Raw genomic sequence first — 3,101 nt, 5'->3', positions numbered from 1 at the left:
GAGCCTTGTCTGGGAACAGGGCAACTACACTGACATCGACGGCATGGGAAGAGACAGAAAAGAACCATGACAGGCTGGCAAACACTCCAGCAAAGAACCTGAAAGAGAACACTGATTTCATTCTATTTTTTAGTATTGATTACCCGTGGCGGGTTATAACCCAATTCTGTTTAGGCTCTATCTTGCGCACCGAAAGCATCAGGGTCAAGTCGTTGAACTCTGCCGAAAAGTTAATTGCGACTTATGCCGTACAAAAGAATAAATTTTTGCCGAATAGGTGAATGACAGCGATGTATAGTTACCATCGTCGTACAAACAACAAAAACCAAAAACACCCTTAGAATTATAGGTATTTATTCGTACAAACCAAGAGACACAGGACTTCATATCAGGTAGAGTTAGCCGTACATATGTCGCCTAATAAAGAAGAATCTAAAGAGACATGATCAAGTACCATTATCTACCGCTGTTGTTTTCACTGCTCTGCATAACGGCCTGTAGCCCGCTTCCTAAAGCCTCCAGTGTCAGTCAAACCTCCCAGACAAAACTCCAGTCTGCTCAACATTGGGGGGTGATCGCTAATCATCTTTCAGACCAGTTGATAAAGGATGGTGATTTGCTCAGTAAGTCTTTGTACATTGATGAAAGTCGTTTTAGCACTGATTTTTCAAAAGTATTTTCAAAGCAACTGGTCAGTGAGCTGGTCAAAAAAGATGTGGATGTCACTCTTTCCCCTTCACCCACTTTTTCAGAGCTGGAAATTGATGTCGATGTTGTTCGTCACCCCAATGACAGGGACAAAGGCACCGGGTTCCCAATGTCTATTGGACTTGCAAGTGCCTGGTTTATCGTTGAAACCAATGGTTACGGGGTGATCCCTGCGGTCGTTGCGGCTGAATATATGAGCAGTAAGTCCAGCCGGACAAACTCTGAAATTGCCGTGACAACAAGAGTCAAGGAAGGCAGTAGCATCCAGTTTTCAGAAACCCATGTTTACTACATAACAGATCAATCTGTTAAGCAGTTCAAAACACCAGGTTCTGTTAGTTTGACAGATCAAGAAGCGGGAGGTTTGTGAGATGAAAGCCATACTTATCCGATTGTCTATCCTACTGGTTTCTCTCTTCTTGGCAGCTTGTGAAAGCCAACCCGTTTACGAAGAGCCACCGCGCATAGATCTGGTTGGAATCAGTAAAATTGCGGCTGCAACTTTACACTCCAAAGCCAGTGACTTATTGCCAGAAGGCTCCACCATTTTGTCAACCAGTCTGGCCGATATCGATAGTTTGAGCGCTACCTCAACACTGGGAAGAATTTTATCTGAGCAACTTTCATCAAGACTGTCCGACCGGGGTTACGAACTGATTGAAATCAAAATGCGAAACAGTGTTTTTATCAGTAATGAACGAGGGGGCGAATTTACTTTATCTCGCCAACTTGCCGCTATCAGCAAAGATTACAACGCAGATGCAATTTTGACTGGAACCTATGCGCTTGGCAGTCAGACCGTTTACATCAACGCTCGTCTGATAAATACAGTGGATAATATTGTACTGTCCACTGTGGACTTTCAGCTACCGATAGACTCTGACATCCGGATGATGACTAAAAAGTCTTATTAAGCAGCTTCAGATTCAGGTTTTTTCCACTTTCGGGAAATGGGGTGCCAACACCCGCCGTATCTCAATGCCTTCACTCAACATGATGGCTTTGAGACTCAGCAGGGAGCAAACCATCACAGCACAAAATAAGCAATCACCTGAAGAAAGATAAGCGCAAAAATACCGGCAACGATGTCGTCTATCATGATACCCAGACCGCCATGCACTTTTTTGTCCAACCAACCGATCGGCCAGGGTTTCCAGATATCGAAGATTCGGAACAGGATGAAGCCGGCCAACACCCACTCCCAGCCACTGGGAGCGGCCAGCATGGTGATCCAGTAACCGACGAACTCATCCCAGACAATACCCGGATGGTCATGGACACCCAGATCTTTAGAGGTCTTCCCACACAGCCAGATACCCAGAACAATACTGACAACCAGTACCAGAAAGTAATTCCAGAGCGGCAGGTACTGGAACATCAGATAGAAGGGAATGGCCGCTACGGTACCAAAGGTTCCCGGTGCGACAGGCGACAAGCCACTACCCAGACCAAAGGCAAAAAAGTGGACCGGATTTTTCCAGACTGAAGGTGTTTTACTCATAAGTACCTATAGCCCATGAAAGAATGTTCTTTCATAAAAAAGAAGTCACTAAAAGTGCTGATAGGCTCGGGGAGAAAGGGGCTGAGCCGTCTCTGCATCCACCAGCCCGGAAGCGGAAGTTATACGACCGATGCAGGTTACAGGATTATCTGTCATTAAGCTGTCAGGAAGCAGTAACTTTTTTCGATCGGGCCATGTAAAGCACAGCTCATAATCATCGCCTCCGGTCAGCGCCAGCTCTCTGGATTTCTCCGGACCCATCAAACTTCCCAGCGCTTTGGAGACGGGTACCGATGTCGTTTTGATTTCAGCACCGACCTGACTGGCTTTAAGAATGTGGCCCAAGTCGCCCAACAGACCATCAGAAATATCCAGGGCAGCCGTGGCGCCATTTTCCAGCAACCATTGACCCAATGCTATCCTGGGTGTCGGTCGATAGTAACGTTCCAGAAGATGGCGTTGTTCAAGGGTGCGAACGCTTCCTGGGTTCTGGCCTCTCAAAACATCAGGTAATGCACCGGCAGCATCCCCAAGACAACCGCTGACATATATCAGGTCCCCGACTTGAGCGCCATTGCGCCGCAGAGCATTGGCTTCGGGTAATGTACCCTGCACCTGTATCGAGAGGGTTAAAGGCCCCCGAGTGGTGTCACCCCCAATCAGCCCGATCTGATGGATTGATGCCAGCTCTGCCAGACCGTCAGAAAACGACTGAAGCCAGACATCATTCGATTCAGGCATGGTTAAGCCCAGTGTAAAACTGTGGGGTTTTGCTCCCATAGCGGCGAGATCACTGAGATTAACGGCCAACGCCCGATAACCCAGCAGATAAGGATCACAGTGTTTCGGGAAGTGAATACCTTCAACCAGCGTGTCCAGGGATCGGGCCAGT

4 protein-coding genes are annotated in these 3,101 nt (G+C 47.4%); 2 read left to right on the top strand and 2 right to left on the bottom strand.

All coding sequences use genetic code 11. The features are described 5' to 3' along the window. Nucleotides 1-442: 442 nt before the first annotated feature. Both KDK16_RS09545 and KDK16_RS09540 read left to right on the top strand, forming a co-directional pair. The gene (locus KDK16_RS09545; protein ID WP_257275793.1) at nt 443-1,078 is read left to right on the top strand and encodes a hypothetical protein; all 636 of its coding nucleotides are present in this window, start codon (nt 443-445) and stop codon (nt 1,076-1,078) included. A gap of 1 nt (nt 1,079) precedes the next feature. Continuing rightward, nucleotides 1,080-1,622 (top strand): FlgO family outer membrane protein, encoded by a 543-nt coding sequence (locus KDK16_RS09540; protein ID WP_257275792.1) that lies wholly within the window; start codon nt 1,080-1,082, stop codon nt 1,620-1,622. Between the two features lie 113 nt (nt 1,623-1,735). Here the strand turns inward: KDK16_RS09540 and KDK16_RS09535 are convergent, their stop codons facing one another. Then, the gene (locus tag KDK16_RS09535) at nt 1,736-2,209 is read right to left on the bottom strand and encodes a phosphatidylglycerophosphatase A (RefSeq protein ID WP_257275791.1); all 474 of its coding nucleotides are present in this window, start codon (nt 2,207-2,209) and stop codon (nt 1,736-1,738) included. A gap of 48 nt (nt 2,210-2,257) precedes the next feature. Then, nucleotides 2,258-3,101: thiamine-phosphate kinase (thiL, locus tag KDK16_RS09530; RefSeq protein WP_257275790.1), on the bottom strand; the 844-nt coding region annotated here is incomplete at its 5' end.

The organism is Endozoicomonas sp. SESOKO4, assembly GCF_024606275.1.
The sequence above is the reverse complement of the archived record's forward strand: the minus strand, read 5'-3'. Positions and strand labels throughout refer to the sequence as shown.